The 16,627-nt window shown below is 68.4% G+C and carries 13 protein-coding genes and 1 pseudogene; 9 read left to right on the top strand and 5 right to left on the bottom strand.

Annotation, left to right across the window (positions count from 1 at the left end):
* Positions 1 to 103 precede the first annotated feature (103 nt).
* Both H610_RS0107485 and H610_RS0107480 read left to right on the top strand, forming a co-directional pair.
* On the top strand, positions 104 to 1,975 hold the full coding sequence (locus H610_RS0107485; protein WP_028239098.1) for a di-heme-cytochrome C peroxidase: 1,872 nt from the start codon (positions 104 to 106) through the stop codon (positions 1,973 to 1,975).
* Positions 1,976 to 1,994: 19 nt separating this feature from the next.
* Entirely contained in the window at positions 1,995 to 3,131 is a 1,137-nt protein-coding gene (locus H610_RS0107480) for a catalase family protein (protein WP_028239097.1), read from the top strand.
* 222 nt (positions 3,132 to 3,353) lie between these two features.
* On the opposite strand, the gene H610_RS0107475 is transcribed toward H610_RS0107480, so the two are convergent.
* On the bottom strand, positions 3,354 to 4,238 hold the full coding sequence (locus tag H610_RS0107475) for a LysR family transcriptional regulator (protein WP_028239096.1): 885 nt from the start codon (positions 4,236 to 4,238) through the stop codon (positions 3,354 to 3,356).
* A gap of 101 nt (positions 4,239 to 4,339) precedes the next feature.
* Here H610_RS0107475 and trpB point away from each other — a divergent pair, with 101 nt between their 5' ends.
* From trpB to H610_RS0107460, 3 genes are all read left to right on the top strand, one after another.
* A complete protein-coding gene (gene trpB / locus H610_RS0107470) occupies positions 4,340 to 5,551 on the top strand; it encodes a tryptophan synthase subunit beta (protein WP_028239095.1) in 1,212 nt (403 codons plus the stop codon).
* Entirely contained in the window at positions 5,548 to 6,357 is an 810-nt protein-coding gene (gene trpA / locus H610_RS0107465) for a tryptophan synthase subunit alpha (protein ID WP_028239094.1), read from the top strand. The genes trpB and trpA overlap by 4 nt, the downstream gene beginning before the upstream one ends.
* A 153-nt stretch (positions 6,358 to 6,510) precedes the next feature.
* Entirely contained in the window at positions 6,511 to 6,840 is a 330-nt protein-coding gene (locus H610_RS0107460; RefSeq protein WP_028239093.1) for a DHCW motif cupin fold protein, read from the top strand.
* A 145-nt stretch (positions 6,841 to 6,985) separates the two neighbouring features.
* On the opposite strand, the gene H610_RS0107455 is transcribed toward H610_RS0107460, so the two are convergent.
* Positions 6,986 to 7,936, bottom strand: coding sequence for a choline sulfate utilization transcriptional regulator (locus H610_RS0107455; protein WP_028239092.1), 951 nt, complete (start codon positions 7,934 to 7,936; stop codon positions 6,986 to 6,988).
* A 112-nt stretch (positions 7,937 to 8,048) separates the two neighbouring features.
* Here H610_RS0107455 and betC point away from each other — a divergent pair, with 112 nt between their 5' ends.
* The 3 genes and pseudogenes from betC to H610_RS23465 all read left to right on the top strand — a co-directional run bounded on the left by betC (position 8,049) and on the right by H610_RS23465 (position 11,901).
* Entirely contained in the window at positions 8,049 to 9,554 is a 1,506-nt protein-coding gene (gene betC / locus H610_RS0107450; protein WP_028239091.1) for a choline-sulfatase, read from the top strand.
* 49 nt (positions 9,555 to 9,603) lie between these two features.
* On the top strand, positions 9,604 to 10,527 hold the full coding sequence (gene choX, locus H610_RS0107445) for a choline ABC transporter substrate-binding protein (protein WP_028239090.1): 924 nt from the start codon (positions 9,604 to 9,606) through the stop codon (positions 10,525 to 10,527).
* Between the two features lie 98 nt (positions 10,528 to 10,625).
* Positions 10,626 to 11,901: pseudogene (locus tag H610_RS23465) on the top strand (SulP family inorganic anion transporter).
* A gap of 181 nt (positions 11,902 to 12,082) precedes the next feature.
* Here H610_RS23465 and H610_RS0107435 read toward each other — a convergent pair.
* Both H610_RS0107435 and ybaL read right to left on the bottom strand, forming a co-directional pair.
* Positions 12,083 to 12,280: a DUF2934 domain-containing protein gene (locus H610_RS0107435; RefSeq protein WP_028239089.1), complete on the bottom strand. Its 198-nt coding sequence runs from the start codon at positions 12,278 to 12,280 to the stop codon at positions 12,083 to 12,085.
* A gap of 148 nt (positions 12,281 to 12,428) precedes the next feature.
* A complete protein-coding gene (gene ybaL, locus H610_RS0107430) occupies positions 12,429 to 14,156 on the bottom strand; it encodes a YbaL family putative K(+) efflux transporter (RefSeq protein WP_028239088.1) in 1,728 nt (575 codons plus the stop codon).
* 405 nt (positions 14,157 to 14,561) lie between these two features.
* Here ybaL and pgm point away from each other — a divergent pair, with 405 nt between their 5' ends.
* On the top strand, positions 14,562 to 16,226 hold the full coding sequence (gene pgm, locus H610_RS0107425) for a phosphoglucomutase (alpha-D-glucose-1,6-bisphosphate-dependent) (RefSeq protein WP_028239087.1): 1,665 nt from the start codon (positions 14,562 to 14,564) through the stop codon (positions 16,224 to 16,226).
* 76 nt (positions 16,227 to 16,302) lie between these two features.
* On the opposite strand, the gene H610_RS0107420 is transcribed toward pgm, so the two are convergent.
* The coding region (locus tag H610_RS0107420; protein WP_028239086.1) for an IS110 family transposase at positions 16,303 to 16,627 on the bottom strand (325 nt) is incomplete at its 5' end.

The following is a 16,627-nucleotide window of genomic DNA, read 5'->3' as shown; positions in this document are numbered from 1 at the left end:
TGATCGAGCGCTGCAGTTCGACGACCGGCCGGGCATCATATTGCCATCACCCCAAGACCCTGCCATAAAGCCGCATTCGCCCTAGAGCTACAAGGATGTACCCATGCGATTGCTGCGCCGTGCCCTGCTCGGGTTGCTGTTGCTGGCCGTGGTGGCGGCCGGCGTTGGGCTTTATTTCGTGGCCTATCCGAACCTGCCGGAATACCAGGCGCCGGAGGCGCTGCATTACCTGGATCAGTGGAGCGACGCCGATCGGCAGCGCTACTACTACACGCCGCAGGGCACCCAGGTAAAAGGCCTGGAGTACGACTGGTTCAGCGCGCTGGAGCGGCCATTCAGCCGGGAGAAGCTGGCGGCGCCGGAGTACCTGGCGCGCTTCGGCTTCCTGGTCGATCCGCGCCAGCGGCCCAGCGAGCAGAACCCCGGCAACCTGCCGGTCGGCTTCGCCCGCCACGAGGATGACGAGAGCGGGCGCGCCTACCTGGACGTGAGCTGCGCGGCCTGCCACACCGGGGAGCTGCGCTACGACGGACAGGCGATCCGCATCGACGGCGGCGCCGCCATGCACTCGCTGGCGTCCACGGTGCCGACCCTGCGCGGCGGGGCCTTCGGCCAGGCGCTCGGCATGAGCATGGCCTTCACCTACTACGATCCCTTCAAATTTCGCCGCTTCGCCCACGAGGTGCTCGGCGGCAACTACGAGCGCGACCGCGACCAGCTGCGCCGCGACTTCAAGCAGGTGCTCGACCGCCTGCTCGGCACCGCCTACAACGACTGGCACCGCGGCCTCTACCCCACCGAGGAAGGCTTCGGCCGGACCGACGCCTTCGGCCGCATCGCCAACACGGTGTTCGGCGATGCCATTGACCCGGCCAACTACCGCATCGCCAACGCCCCGGTGAGCTACCCGCAGCTGTGGGACATCTGGAAATTCGACTGGGTGCAGTGGAACGGCTCGGCGATGCAGCCGATGGCGCGCAACATCGGCGAGGCGCTGGGCGTTGGCGCGCCGCTACGGCTGCTGCAGGAGAACGGCCAGCCGGTGCCCGAGGCCGAGCGCTATGCCTCGGGCGTGCGCGTGCGCGACCTGCACCAGCTCGAGACCACCCTGATGCGCCTGGCCCCGCCGCGCTGGCCGGAGCCCCTGCTCGGCGCAATCGACCTGGAGCAGGCCAGCCTCGGCCGTGCGCTCTACCGGGAGAACTGCGCGCACTGCCACGCGCCGCTGCCCAAGCCGGCCGACCGCCGCTTCGCCCCGGAGCGCGACCCCGAATGGCGCATGCGAGTGATCCCCACCTCGGTGGTCGGCACCGACCCGACCGCTGCCGACAACATCGCCGACCACCGCTTCGACCTCAGCCGCCTGGGCTGGACGCAGGATGAGCTCGACCGGCTGGACGTGCGGCTGTATGGCGCATCGTCCGGCCCCGTCGACCTGCAGAAGCTGTCCAGCGCCAAGGGGCTGGCCTACGTCACCGCCTACGTCGAGGAACGCGCCTATCGCGAGGCCGGCATCCATCCGGCCGAGCGCGCCGAGTTCGACGGCTTCGGCCTGCCGATCGGCGTGCAGGAGCTGCGCGGCTACAAGGCGCGCCCACTCGACGGCATCTGGGCCACGCCGCCCTTCCTGCACAACGGCTCGGTGCCGAACCTGTTCCAGCTGCTCTCGCCGCTGGCCGAGCGGCAGACGCGCTTCTGGGTCGGCAGCCGCGAGTACGACCCCAAGCACCTCGGCCTGCGTACCGAGCCCTTCCCCGGCGGCTTCCTGCTGGATACCGCGATCACCGGCAACAGCAACCGCGGGCACGAATTCCGCGCCGGCTGCCGCGGCAACGGGGTGATCGGCCGGGCGCTGGAACCGCACGAACGCTGGGCGCTGGTGGAATACCTGAAGGTGCTCGGCGACCCGCGGTTCGAAGCGCGCCTGACGGACATTCCGCCGCGCCCCTACAACCCCGGCCCGGCCTGCCGCTGACCCGCACGAGGAATCGCACATGCTCAAGAGATTCTGGCTCTGGCTCGGCCGGCTGCTCGGCCGCCTGCTGCTGGCACTGCTCGTCCTCGGCCTGGCCGGCTGGGGGATCGGCGCGCTGGTCTATCACTTCAAGTACCGCGGGCCGGTGTCCACCGAGGAGGTGGTGGCGCCGACCGAGGCGGCGGACACCCAGGCAATCATCGAGGACGCCATCGGCGTGGTCGAACAGCACCGCGACAACACCCGGGTGTTGCGCGACGCCCACGCCAAGGCGCACGGCTGCGTGAGGGCCGAGGTCAGAGTCCGCGACGACCTGGCGCCGGCGCTGCGCCATGGCGTGTTCGCCGAGCCCAGCAAGGAGTGGCAGGCCTGGGTCCGGCTGTCCAACGGCAACGCCTATCCGCAGTTCGACCGCATCCGCGATGCCCGCGGCATGGCCATCAAGCTGCTCGACGTGCCTGGCGCCAAGCTCACCGCCGACCCGCGCCACGCCGGCGAGCAGGACTTCGTGATGTTCAACCACCCGGTGTTCTTCGTGCGTGACGTGGCCGAATACCGCAGCAATTTCGCCGCCCAGGCCGAAGGCAAGAAGGTGCTGGCCTTCTTCCCCAGCGGTGACCCGCGCACCTGGGAGCTGCGCCACCTGTTCATCGCCCTGCGGACGCTGTCGCCGGCGCCAGAAAGCCCGGTCGCCACCACCTACAGCTCGGTGGCGCCCTACAAACTCGGCCCGCACAACATCAAGTACCGAGTCATCCCGGCGCCGGAGCAATGCCCGGACTACCAGTTGCCCGAGCAGAACCGCGACCTGCCGAACTTCCTGCGCAGCGCGCTCTACCAGCAGCTGTCGCTGGACCGCATGCCGGCCTGCTTCGCGCTGCAGGTGCAGCGGCAGAACCCGCAGTACTACATGCCGATCGAGGACACCAGCATCGAATGGGACGAATCGATCTCGCCGTTCGAAACGGTGGCGGACATCCGCCTGCCGGCACAGGACTTCGACAGCCCCGAGCAGAACCTCGCCTGCGACAACCTCTCGTTCAACCCTTGGCACGCACTGCCGGAGCACCGGCCGATCGGCGGCATCAACCGGCTGCGCAAGGCGGTGTACGAGGCGATCAGCACCTATCGGCTGGAGCGTAACGGGGTGCGCTGATTGGTGGCGCGGTGTGGGGGCCCCTCACCCTGGCCCTCTCCCCAAGGGGGAGAGGGCGTTGGTCGGGCATGAGCCGGCAGTTCGTGCTCTATGGTCGCAGGCAGAGCCTGCTCCTACAGGTGCTCACCACAACCCCAGGCGCGCCGGCGCTTTTCCCTTCTCCCTCCGGGAGAAGGTGGCCCGCCGGGCCGGATGAGGGAAGCGCGCTCGCGCACCAAACCGTCAGCCCAGCGCTTCTTCCAGCCACCGGGCCAGCCGCTCGGCGCGCTCGTCCCGCTGCCGGCCGGGGACCCACAGCGCCAGTCGCGCGGAGGTCTCGCTGAAACCCCAGGGTGCCAGCAGCCGGCCGGCGGCGAGGTCGTCGGCGACCAGCAGGTGCGGGGCGATGGCGATGCCGAGGCCGGCCAGCGCCGCTTCGAGCAGGAAATACAAATGTTCGAAGCCCTGCCCGTAGCGCAGCGCGGCGACCTCCAGCCCCTGCCCCGCCGCCCAGGTCGGCCAGGCCTGCGGGCGCGAGGTCGTGTGCAACAGCGCTTCGCTCAGTAACGCCTCGGGGCCGGCCTTCACCCGCGCCGCGCAGCGCGGGTGATGCGGGCTGATCACCGGGCCGATGCGCTCGACCGCCAGCTCGTGCACCTGCATGTCCGCCGGCCAGGGCGGCTCGGCGAACCACAGGGTGGCATCCAGCCCCGGGCGCCGGGGGTCGAGCTCGCCCTCGCTGGCCGACAGCTGCAGGCGCAGTTCGGGCAGTTCGCGGTGCAGCCTATCGAGCCGGGGGATGAACCAGCGCGCCAGCAGGCTGCCGGGGCAGCCGAGCACGAAGGGTGTCTCGGCGTTGCGCCGCTGCAGTTCGTCGCGGACCACACGCAGCCGGTCGAAGGCCTCGCTCGTCGCCTCGCGCAGGCGCTGGCCGGCATCGGTGAGTTTTACGCCGCGCCCTTCCTTGCGGAATAGACGCACGCCCAGGTCCGCCTCGAGCGCCTTGATCTGCCGGCTGACGGCACCATGAGTGACGTGCAGCGCAGCGGCCGCTTCGCTGAAGCTGCCCAGGCGGGCCGCCGCCTCGAAGGCGCGCAGGGCATTGAGCGGGGGCAGGTCGCGAGCCATGATCCGTGAGTTTTACTGACAGGTTGCGGCGATCTTATCGCTTTTGCTCTGGCGTGCGCAGCCGTAACCTGTCGCCATCGCACCCCATAGAGGAGCCCAGCATGACTTCGTTACGCACCGGTCCGGACGCCACCGGGCTGTTCGGCCACTTCGGCGGTCAATACGTCGCCGAAACCCTGATGCCGCTGATCCATGAACTGGCCGCCGAATACGAGAAGGCCAAGACCGACCCCGCGTTCGCCAAGGAGCTGGCCTACTTCCAGCGCGACTACGTCGGCCGCCCCTCCCCGCTCTACTTCGCCGAACGCCTGACCGAGCACTGCGGCGGCGCGAAGATCTATTTGAAGCGCGAGGAGCTCAATCACACCGGCGCGCACAAGATCAACAACTGCATCGGCCAGATCCTGCTGGCCAAACGCATGGGCAAGCGGCGCATCATCGCCGAGACCGGCGCCGGCATGCACGGTGTGGCCACCGCCACCGTGGCCGCGCGCTTCGGCATGCAGTGCGTGATCTTCATGGGCACCACCGACATCGACCGCCAGCAGGCCAACGTCTTTCGCATGAAGCTGCTCGGCGCCGAGGTGATCCCGGTCACCGCCGGCACCGGCACTCTGAAGGACGCGATGAACGAAGCCCTGCGCGACTGGGTGACCAACGTCGAGACCACCTTCTACCTGATCGGCACCGTCGCCGGCCCGCACCCCTACCCGGCCATGGTGCGCGACTTCCAGGCCGTGATCGGCACGGAGACCCGCGACCAGATGATGGCCCAGGAAGGCCGCCTGCCCGACTCGCTGGTCGCCTGCATCGGCGGCGGCTCCAACGCCATGGGCCTGTTCCACCCCTTCCTCGATGAAGCGAGCGTGAAGATCATCGGCGTCGAAGCCGCCGGTCACGGTATCGAGACCGGCCAGCATGCGGCCAGCCTCAACGGCGGCGTGCCCGGCGTGCTGCATGGCAACCGCACCTTCCTGCTGCAGGACGAAGACGGCCAGATCATCGATGCGCACTCGATCTCCGCCGGCCTGGATTACCCCGGAATCGGCCCGGAACACGCCTGGCTGCACGACATCGGCCGCGTGGAGTACACCTCCATCACCGACCAGGAAGCGCTCAAGGCCTTCCACACCTGCTGCCGCCTGGAAGGCATCATCCCCGCGCTGGAGTCCTCCCATGCGCTGGCCGAAGTCTTCAAGCGCGCGCCGACCCTGTCCAGGGATCACCTGATGGTGGTCAACCTCTCCGGCCGCGGCGACAAGGACATGCAGACCGTCATGCACCACTTCGACGAACAGGAAGAACACCTATGAGCCGCCTGCAGACGCGCTTCGACGAGCTGAACCAACAGAACCGCGCCGCGCTGGTGACCTTCGTGACCGCCGGCGACCCGGACTACGCCACCTCGCTGGCCATCCTCAAGGGCCTGCCGGAGGCCGGCGCCGACGTGATCGAGCTGGGCATGCCCTTCACCGACCCGATGGCCGACGGCCCGGCAATCCAGCTCGCCAACATCCGCGCGCTGGCCGCCCGGCAGAACCTGACCAAGACATTGCAGATGGTTCGCGAATTCCGCGAAGGCAACCAGACCACCCCGCTGGTGCTGATGGGCTACTTCAATCCGATCCACAAGTACGGCGTGGAGCGCTTCGTCGCCGATGCCAGGGACGCCGGCGTGGACGGCCTGATCGTGGTCGATCTGCCGCCGGAACATAACCCCGACCTCTGCCATCCGGCGCAGGCGGCGGGCATCGACTTCATCCGCCTGACCACCCCGACCAGCGACGACAAGCGCCTGCCCACCGTGCTCGAAGGCAGCTCCGGCTTCGTCTACTACGTCTCGGTGGCCGGCGTGACCGGTGCCGGCTCGGCGACGCTGGAGCATATCGAGCAGGCCGTGGCGCGGCTCAAGCGCCACACCGCCCTGCCCGTCTGCATCGGCTTCGGCATCCGCACCCCGGAACACGCCGCCACCGTCGCCAGGCTGGCCGACGGCGTGGTGGTCGGCTCCGCGCTGGTGGACAGGATCGCCAGTGCCGGGAGCACCGACGAGGCCGTCGAAGGCGTGCTCGACCTGTGCCGCGAACTGAGCGCCGGCGTGCGCGGCGCTCGGCAGTAATCGCCGACCGGCTCCCGGAGGCCGCTGTCCGGTCACCTCGGCAGCGGCTTTTCGTTCAAGCCCGCCAGTCGCAGGGTGGGCCGGGCGGCGTTCCGCTGGGCTCACCACCACCTCACCGGTGGGCTGAAGCCCACCCTGGCTCCGAGGAGCGTCATGGACATCAGGGACATTCCCTTCGGCACCACCGACTGGTCGACCATCGAGCCTAGCGAATACGCCGGCGAAACCGGCACTGCCTACTGGCGCACCCGTCAGTTCGGCCCGCTCCGCGTGCGCATGGTCGAGTACACCCCCGGCTACCTGGCCGATCACTGGTGCAACAAGGGCCACATCCTGCTGTGCCTGGAAGGCGAACTGCACACTGAACTTCCCGATGGCCGCCGCTTCACCCTCACGCCTGGCATGAGCTACCAGGTAGCGGACGGCGCGGAGCCGCACCGGTCGTTTACCCCGGTAGGCGCCCGGCTGTTCGTGGTGGATTGATCAGTTGCGCAGGTAAGCGACCGTAGGGTGGAAAACGGCGCAGCCTTTCCACCGGTTGCCCCAGCGGTTGCGTATCCAGCCACGGTGGATAATCGCTTCGCGAGTTATCCCCCCTACTTCGGCGCGGGCGCGGTTCCCCGCATCGTCACACCGCGATCCCCTGCCGGTTCCGGACGCGCGGCTGCAGGTCATCATCACCCAACTCGCGCTGCAGCCACTGCACGAAGCACTGCACCAGCCGCGCCCGCCGCTTGCGCTCGGGCTGCACCACGTAATAGCCGAAATCCGAGGTGGCGCCAGCCTCGAGCAGCCGTGCCAGCAGGCCCTGCTCGATGAGGTCGTCGACCAGGTAGCGCCAGCCGATGGCCACCCCCTGGCCGGCGATGGCGGCCTGGATCAGCAGGGTGTAGTTGTCGAAGCGCAAGGAGCCCGAAGCCGGGGGCTCGGCAATGCCCAGCTCGCGGAGCAGCGAGGTCCAGTCGAACCAGCGGGTGCGCGCTTCCGGCTTCAGGTGCAGCAGCGGCAGCTCCCGCAGCGCGCCGACCGTCAGGGGCGACGCGCGCCCTTCCAGCAGACGCGGGCTGCAGACCGGAAAGACTTCCTCGCGAAACAGCAGCAGCGCCTCGCCGTGCTTGAAGCGGCCGTCGCCGAAGGCGATGGCGACGTCGATCTCCGAACTCAGCATGTTCAGGGTGCGCTCGCTGGTCACCAGGCTGACGTCGATCTCCGGATGGGCCTCATGGAAACGGTGCAGGCGCGGCATCAGCCAGTAGGAGGCGACGGCGAAGTCGGTGGCCACCTGCAGCACCTCGTGCTGTTGGCGCGCGCCGACGGCCTCCAGCCCGAGGCTGATGGCGCGCAGGCCGTCCTGCACGTGGGCGAACAGCAGCCGGCCGCTGTCGGTCAGCTCGATGCCGCGATAGACGCGATCGAACAGGCGGGTCGCCAGCTGCCTTTCCAGACGCTGGATCTGCTGGCTGACTGCCGGCTGGGTGGTACCCAGCTCCGCCGCCGCCGCCGTGAAGCTGAGATGGCGCGCGGCGGCTTCGAAGACGCGGAGCAGATCAAGGGAGAGCTCAGCGTGTGCGTTTGCCATTAGCAATGCTTATCCGAGACATGTGATTTCGTGTGGTTTACCGAATACTCCGCCGATTTCATCATCAGGGCCAGCGCTTCGCATAATCTGTCACTATGGATCAGCGGCCCCCATGAAACGCCCCAACATCCTCTTCATCATGGCCGACCAGATGGCCGCTCCCCTGATGCCCTGGCATGGCCCCTCGCCGGTACGCATGCCGCACCTCACCCGCCTGGCCGCCGAAGGCGTGGTGTTCGATTCCGCCTACTGCAACAGCCCGCTCTGCGCGCCCTCGCGCTTCACCCTGGTGAGTGGCCAGCTGCCGTCGAAGATCGGCGCCTACGACAACGCCGCCGACTTCCCCGCGGACGTGCCCACCTATGCCCATTACCTGCGCCGCCTCGGCTACCGCACGGCGCTGTCCGGCAAGATGCACTTCTGCGGGCCGGACCAGCTGCACGGCTACGAGGAGCGCCTGACCAGCGACATCTACCCCGCCGACTACGGCTGGGCGGTGAACTGGGACGAACCCGAGGTGCGCCCGAGCTGGTACCACAACATGTCCTCGGTGCTGCAGGCCGGGCCCTGCGTGCGCACCAACCAACTGGATTTCGACGAGGAAGTGGTGTTCAAGGCGCGCCAGTACCTCTACGACCACGTGCGTCAAGCTGGCGGGCAGCCCTTCTGCCTGACGGTCTCCATGACCCATCCGCACGACCCCTACACCATCCCCCGCGAGTACTGGGACCTGTATCGCGAGCAGGACATCCCGCTGCCGGAAGTGCGGCTGCAGCAGCACGAGCAGGACCCGCACTCGCAGCGCCTGCTCAAGGTCATCGACCTGTGGGACAAGCCGCTGCCCGAGCAGAAGATCATCGACGCCCGCCGCGCCTACTTCGGCGCCTGCAGCTACGTCGACACGCAGATCGGCACGCTGCTCGAGACCCTGGCGGACTGCGGCCTGGCCGAGGACACCATCGTGGTGTTCTCCGGCGACCACGGCGACATGCTGGGCGAGCGCGGTCTCTGGTACAAGATGCACTGGTTCGAGATGGCCGCGCGGGTGCCGCTGCTGGTGCATGCGCCGAAGCGTTTCGCGCCCGGCCGGGTGAAGGCCTCGGTGTCCACCGTGGACCTGCTGCCGACCCTGGTGGAACTGGCCGGCGGCACCCTCGAGCCGCAGCTGCCGCTGGACGGCCGCTCGCTGCTGGCGCACCTCGAAGGCCGTGGCGGGCACGACGAGGTGATCGGCGAATACATGGCCGAAGGCACCACCAGCCCGCTGATGATGATCCGCCGCGGTCCCTGGAAATTCATCTACTCCGAGCAGGACCCGCTGCTGCTCTACGATCTGCAGAACGACCCCCGCGAGCTGGAGAACCTGGCCGAGTCCGCGCTCCACCGCGAGGTGGTCGAGGCCTTCCTGGCACAGGTCCGCGCGCGCTGGGACATCCCTGCCATCCACCAGGCGACCCTGGCCAGCCAGCGGCGGCGCCGCTTCGTCGCCGGCGCCCTGGAAAAGGGCCGGCTCACCAGCTGGGACCACCAGCCCTGGGTCGACGCCAGCCAGCAGTACATGCGCAACCACATCGACCTCGACGATCTGGAGCGCCGCGCACGTTATCCACAGCCATGACCAGAGGGAACGAACCCACGGCCGGCCACTTCAACCACAAGGAAACGTCATGAAGACCATCACCACCCTGTTCGCCGGCGCACTGCTGTCCAGCGCCATGACCTACGCCCAGGCCGAGGACGCCAGCTGCGCCACCGTGAAGCTGGGAGACCCGGGCTGGAGCGACATCGCCGTCACCAACGGCGTGGCCCGCCAGTTGCTGGAAGGCCTGGGCTACCGCGTCGAGATCCAGACCCTGGCGGTGCCGATCATCTTCGCCGGGCTGCAGAAGGGCCAGGTCGATGCCTTCCTCGGCAACTGGATGCCGGCCCAGCAGAGCAACTACGACAAGTTCGTCGCCAGCGGCGAGGTCGACGAGCTGGGGCAGAACCTCAGCGGCACCGAGTACACCCTGGCGGTGCCCGCCTACGCCTACGAGGCCGGCGTGAAGACCTTCGCCGACCTGGACAAGCACGCCGACAAGTTCAAGCACACCCTCTACGGCATCGCCGCCGGCTCGCCGGCCAACGTCTCCATCCAGGAAATGATCAAGGGCAACGAGTTCGGCCTGGGCGACTGGAAGCTGGTGGAGTCCAGCGAGCAGGCCATGCTGGTGCAGGTGGGCCGGGCGGTGAAGCGCAACGACTTCGTGGTCTTCCTCGGCTGGACCCCGCACCCGATGAACGTGCAGTTCGACATCCGGTACCTGAAGGGCGGCGAGAAATATTTCGGCGAGAGCGGCACGGTCAACACCCTGGCGCGCAAGGGCTACGCCGAGCAGTGCCCGAATGCCGGCAAGCTGCTGGCCAACCTGCGCTTCACCCAGGAAATGGAGAACGCCATCATGGACCAGGTGCTGAGCAACAAGGTCGGCAACGACGAGGCGGTCAAGGCCTGGCTCGGAGCCAACCCCGAGGCGGTCGCAACCTGGCTGCAGGGCGTGACCACCCGGGACGGCGGCAATGCCCTGGCGGCAGTGAACGCCAGGCGCTGACCGGCGGCTCGCGACGGGCCCCGACGGGCCCGCCTGCGATCGCCAATCCCTAGCCCTAGCCTAGCGCCCACCTTGGAGGCTCCGTCCTTCCGGCCACGATGACGCTCGCCGCGCTCTTCCCCTTCCTCGACTGGCTGCCCCGGACCACCGGGCGCAGCCTCGGCCGCGACGCGCTGGTCGGCCTGACCGGCGCCATCCTCGCGCTGCCGCAGTCCATCGCCTATGCGCTGATCGCCGGGCTGCCGGCGGAATACGGGCTCTACGCCGCGGTGGTGCCGGTGATCGTCGCCTGCCTCTGGGGCTCGTCCTGGCACCTGATCGGCGGCCCCACGGCCGCGATCTCGGTGGTGCTCTTCGCCAGCGTCAGCCCGCTGGCCCGTCCCGGCAGCGACGACTACATCGCCCTGGTGTTGCTGGTGACCTTCCTCGCCGGGCTCTTCCAGTGGCTGCTGGGCGTGCTGCGCTTCGGCAGCCTGGCGAACTTCGTCTCGCAGTCGGTGGTGATCGGTTTCACCCTGGGCGCCGCGCTGGTCATCGCCCTGGGGCAGATCCCCAGCCTGCTCGGCCTGCCCAGCCTGGAAGGCCGCTCCACCGCACTTCAGCGCGCCCTGGAACTGGCCGGCCACTTTCACGAGGTGCACGGCCCCTCGGTGCTGGTGGCGCTGGTCACCCTGGCCGTGGCGGTGCTGCTGCGGCGCCTCGCCCCGCGCCTGCCGGCCCTGCTGCTCGGGCTGGTGGCCGGCAGCCTGCTGGTCGCCGCGCTACCCGGCAGCATGGCGGATGTGCCCCTGGTGCCGCCCTTTTCCGGCAGCCTGCCGCCGTTCGAGACGCTGCGCTTCGACCTCGACGGCATCCTCCGCCTGCTGCCGGCGGCGGTAGCCTGCGGGCTGCTCGGCCTGGTCACCAGCCTGTCCATCGCCCGCGCCCTGGCGGCGCAGTCGCAGCAGGTGCTGGACGTCAATCGCGAGACCCGCGGCCAGGGCCTGTCCAACCTGGTGGGCGCCTGGTTCTCCGGCTATCTCTCGGCCGGCTCCTTCACCCGCTCCGCACTCAACCTGCAGGCCGGCGCGACCTCCGCGCGTGCTGCATTCCGTGGACGCCGACGAAGAGGTGCTGCGCATCGAGGGTTCGATCTTCTTCGGCGCCTGCGCCTACGTGCAGCAGCTGATCCAGCGCAGCCAGGGCCGGCGCCTGGTGCTGGACGCCCACCACGTCAACTTCATCGACTACGCCGGGGCGAGCCTGCTGCACGACGAGGCGCGCCGCCTGGACGGCGAAGGACGCTGCCTGGTGCTGCGCCGCGCCCGCCCCCAGGTGGAACGGGAACTGCGCAAGCTGGCCGACGAGCGAAGCAGGCTGGTGATAGAGGGCTAGTGGCCTGTTTGGCGAGTCGATCAGCCTGATTTCGGCGCTCATCCGAAGCCGAATCAACCCACTCACCGCACAGGCCACTGGATAAAGCCGCCAGGCACCCGAAGGCCGGGGCCTGGCGTGATACGCCCGGTTGGCGGGCCGAAGCGCAACGCCTCGGCCCGCCCCGGGCCGACCGCCAGCGCTACTCCCGGCTGCCCGGCTTCGGCGCCGGCGGCGCCACGCTGCTCTCGATGCTGCCGGCCAGCGGGTCGCCTTCCTTGGTGTAGGAATCGATCTCGTCCCTGGCGCGCGTCCAGTATTCGGTGTCCCGGCCTTCCGGCCGACCATCGGCTTCCCACAGCTGGTAGGCGCGTTCACGGATACGTTGTTCGTCGTTCATGGCAGGCCTCGTTCAATGTGTCGCGGTGAAGGACGGCGCGGCGAAACCGGCACGTCCTTCTGAAAGGTGGCACATCGAAAGGGTTTCCGACCCCATGTCGGACGGATGGATGGTTGCATCGTATTTCGCCGCGCGGAGCGGCCGGGCGCTACCCGGCCTGGCCCTGCTCGTGGGCGGCCGGCGCCGCCGGTGCGAACTTCGACAGGATGTAGGCCTTCATCCCGCGCGCCAGCTCTTCTTCGTCGAAGAACACCTGGCCCAGCTCCTGCTTGCGGAAGATTTCCACCGCCTCGGCGCTGTGAGTGCGGATGACGATCTCGATGTCCGGGTTCAGCGTCCGGGCGATCTCGACCATGCGCAGCACGTTGAGCGGATCGGGCGTGGCGATCACCAGCATGGCCGCATCGGCAATGTGCGCCTGGATCAGCGTGGCCGGATCGGCGGAATCGCCGCTCACCGCGACGAGCCCCTGGCTGCGGATCTTCTCCACCCGCTCGCGGTTCTGCTCGACCACCACGAAGGGAATGTTGCGCTGGCCCAGGGTGCGGATGATGCGCCAGCCGACGCGGCCGCAGCCGACCACCACCACCTGGCCCTCGAGGTACTTGCGTTCGGTGCTGGTCGGCAGCACCGCCAGCGGGTCCTCGCGGAACTCGAGGCGGCGGGCGAAGGCGGAGCGGCGCAGCGCCAGTTCCTTGAACGGCTTGATCAGGGAGAATACCGCGGGGTTCAGCGCGATGGAGATCAGCGCGCCGGCCAGCACCAGGCTCACGCCCTCCTGCGGCAGCAGGCCGAGGGAAAAGCCCAGGCCGGCGAGGATGAACGAGAACTCGCCGATCTGCGCCAGGCTCGCCGCCACGGTGAAGGCGGTGTTCAGCGGGTAGCGGAAGGCCAGCACCAGGGCGGCGGCGGCCAGCGACTTGCCGACGATGATGATCGCTACCACCGCCAGCACGTACAGCGGCTCCTGGATCAACACGAGAGGGTCGAACAGCATGCCCACGGAAACGAAGAACAGCACCGCGAAGGCATCGCGCAGCGGCAGCGATTCCTCGGCGGCGCGGTGGCTGAGGTCCGACTCGCGCATGACCATGCCGGCGAAGAAGGCACCCAGGGCGAAGGACACCTGGAACAGCGCGGCGGCACCATAGGCGAGGCCGATCGCGGAGGCGATCACCGCCAGGGTGAACAGCTCGCGCGAACCGGTCTTCGCCACCTGCATCAGCATCCAGGGCAGGATGCGCCGGCCGGCCACCAGCATCATCGCGATGAAACCGGCCACCAGCACCAGGGTCTTGCCCAGGCTGTACCACAGCGAGTTCGCCGAAGCCCCCTCCACCTCCGTGCCGCCGAGCACGCCGGCCAGCGGCGGCAGCAGCACCAGCACCATCACCGTGGCCAGGTCCTCGACCACCAGCCAGCCGACCGCTATGCGGCCGTTCATCGAATCGAGGATGCCGCGCGATTCCAGCGCCTTGAGCAGCACCACGGTGCTGGCGCAGGACAGCGAGATGCCGAACACCAGGCCGGCGCCGAAGCTCCAGCCCCACCACATGGCGATGGCCATCCCCAGCACGGTGGCCAGCCCCATCTGGACCACCGCGCCGGGCAGGGCGATCTTCTTCACCGACAACAGATCGTCGAGCGAGAAATGCAGCCCGACGCCGAACATCAGCAGCATCACGCCGATCTCCAGCAGCTGCGACGACAATTCCATATCGGCAACGAAGCCCGGCGTCGCCGGCCCGATGATGATGCCGGCGACCAGATAGCCGATCAGCGCAGGCAGGCGGACCTTCTCGGCGATGAAGCCGAAGATCAGTGCCAGTCCAAAGCCACCGGCCAAGGTCGTGATCAGGGATATGTTGTGTTCCATGGTTTCTCCTCTGCAGCCAGGCACAGGCGGGCGGAGCTGGCCATGAGCGGTAAGCATGCAGCAGCTTTGCGGTTCGCACGACTGCACGTCGGAGCATCCGCGGCCTGCGGCGACGAGAAGCAGACTATCGGGCTTGCGGTGCGAGACACCGCCCGCTGACGAGACGGTGCACGCAATGCCTTTAGTGAATATGCAAAGCCCCACTTATATCAAGAAAAACATATGCAGATTATGCTTCCGCTCTCCTTCAATGCCCGGATCGTTCGGAGGCGCCTTCGTTGCTGCGCAACGCCGGACAGAGGCGGGAATGAACCGCTGGCACCACTGTCCTATTTCCTCCCCGGCGCCTCTGCGAGTCATGGTCTACTCCAGGCGAACAGGTTCCATTTCTCAGAGGATCGACAGATGACCATCGCCCCTAATGCAGGACGCCTGCCCGACGAGCACAGCCTGGTCAACCTCCCGCGCCTGGTGTCGCGCTACTACAGCGGGCGGCCGGACCCGGCCGACCCGGCGCAGCAGGTGGCGTTCGGCACGTCCGGACACCGCGGCTCGTCGCTGAAGAACAGCTTCAACGAGTGGCACATCCTGGCCACCACCCAGGCCATCTGCGACTACCGCCGCCAGGAAGGTATCGACGGCCCGCTGTTCATGGGCATGGACACCCACGCGCTGTCCGAGCCGGCCTTCGTCTCGGCGCTGGAAGTGCTGGCGGCCAACGGCATCGAGACGCGCATCGACGCGGGCTGCAACGAGACCGGCGGCGAACCCGGCTACACGCCGACCCCGGCGATCTCCAACGCCATCCTGAACTACAACCGGGGCCGCACCGGCGGGCTGGCCGACGGCATCGTCATCACCCCCTCGCACAATCCGCCGGCCGACGGCGGCTTCAAGTACAACCCCACGAACGGCGGACCGGCCGACACCGGCGTGACCAAGTGGATCCAGGAGCGCGCCAACGGGCTGCTGGCCGCCGGGCTGGACGGCGTCCGGCGCATGGGCTACGCCCAGGCGCTGAAGGCGCCGACCACGCAGCGCTTCGATTTCATCGAGGCCTACATCGGCGGGCTCGGTGAGGTGATCGACCTGGAAGCGATCCGCGCCTCGGGCCTGACCTTCGCCGTCGACCCGCTGGGCGGCGCCGGGGTGCACTACTGGCCGCGCATTGCCGAGCGCTACGGCCTGCCGCTGCAGGTGCTGTCCAGCGTGGTCGATCCGACCTTCCGCTTCATGCGCCTGGACTGGGACGGCAAGATCCGCATGGACTGCAGCTCGCCGCATGCCATGGCCGGGCTGATCGAGAACAAGGACCGCTTCGACGTGGCCTTCGCCTGCGACACCGACCACGACCGCCACGGCATCGTCACCCGTTCGGCCGGGCTGATGAACCCGAACCATTATCTCGCCGTGGCCATCGAGTACCTGTTCACTCACCGCCCGGGCTGGGGCGCGGAGGCCGGCATCGGCAAGACGCTGGTATCGTCCTCGATGATCGACCGCGTCGCCGCCGGCATCGGCCGCCGGCTGGTGGAGGTGCCGGTGGGCTTCAAGTGGTTCGTCGACGGGCTGCTGGACGGCAGTCTGGGCTTCGGCGGCGAGGAGTCGGCCGGCGCCTCCTTCCTGCGCCGGGAAGGCGGCGCCTGGTCCACCGACAAGGACGGGCTAATCCTCGGCCTGCTCGCCGCGGAGATCACCGCGGTGACCGGCAAGGACCCGGGCGAACGCTACCGCGTCCTGACCGAACGCTTCGGCGCGCCGGTCTACCAGCGCATCGACGCCCCCGCCGACCGCGAGCAGAAGGCCCGGCTCGGCAAGCTCTCGGCCTCGCAGGTGCAGGCCCGCGAGCTGGCCGGCCAGCCGATCACCCGCATCCTCACCGAGGCGCCGGGCAACGGCGCGGCCATCGGCGGGCTGAAGGTGGAGACCGAGAACGGCTGGTTCGCCGCGCGGCCGTCCGGCACCGAGGATGTGTACAAGATCTACGCCGAGAGCTTCGAGGGCGAGGCGCACCTGGCGCGCATCCAGGAGGAGGCCCGGGCACTGGTGGGGTCGGTGTTGGGGAGCTGAGGCCTGCCGGCGCATTCTGTGGTGGGCTGAAGCCCACCCTACGACGCACCCATACCCGTAGATACCGTCTTGAGCCCTAGTGGGCAAGGGCCAGTTTAGGGTCGAAAGGCTGGCCGGATTTCAGTACCCCATAGGCGATGTGCAATAGCTTGCGCATGGCGGCACAGACGATCTGCTTGCCGGTCTTGCCCCTGGCTTTCAAGCGGTCCCGCAGAGCGCTGATGGCGGCGTTGTGCTTGAGCGAGCAAACAGCCGGCATATAGAGCCCAGCCCTCAGGCGAGACGAGCCCGTTCGAGATATGCGCGTCTGGCCCTTGTAGGTGCCGGACTCCTGCAGCTTGGGGTTCAATCCGGCAAAGGCGGTGATCGCACGGCCACTTCCGAACTGCAAAGGGTCGCCC

The sequence above is a fragment of the Stutzerimonas azotifigens DSM 17556 genome (genome assembly GCF_000425625.1).
Classification (GTDB): Bacteria; Pseudomonadota; Gammaproteobacteria; order Pseudomonadales; family Pseudomonadaceae; genus Stutzerimonas; species Stutzerimonas azotifigens.
The sequence above is the reverse complement of the archived record's forward strand: the minus strand, read 5'-3'. Positions and strand labels throughout refer to the sequence as shown.